At 63.8% G+C, this 309-nt stretch carries 1 pseudogene; it reads left to right on the top strand.

The features are described from left to right. Positions 1–261 (top strand): annotated as a pseudogene (locus CVH10_RS19255) (beta-ketoacyl-ACP synthase II); the annotation flags it as partial. Between the last annotated feature and the right edge of the window lie 48 nt (positions 262–309).

Raw genomic sequence — 309 nt, 5'->3', positions numbered from 1 at the left:
AAGAACCTGACCGTCAGTTCGACCAAGTCGATGACCGGACACCTGCTGGGCGCGGCGGGCGCCATCGAGGCGGCGTTCTGCGTCCTGGCCATCCGCGATCAGGTCGCGCCGCCGACGATCAATCTGAACGACCCGGAGATGGAGACGCCCATCGACCTGGCCGCCAACAAGGCCAAGTCGATGAAGATCGACGTCGCCATGTCCAACAGCTTCGGCTTCGGCGGCACCAACGCCTCGGTCATCTTCAAGAAGGTGGACTGAGGTGTTCGGACGGGGACGGGTCGAGAAGTCGAGCGGACGCTCGGGATT

The sequence above is a fragment of the Halomonas sp. ND22Bw genome (assembly GCF_003011945.1).
GTDB lineage: Bacteria > Pseudomonadota > Gammaproteobacteria > Pseudomonadales > Halomonadaceae > Halomonas > Halomonas halophila.
The sequence above is the reverse complement of the archived record's forward strand: the minus strand, read 5'-3'. Positions and strand labels throughout refer to the sequence as shown.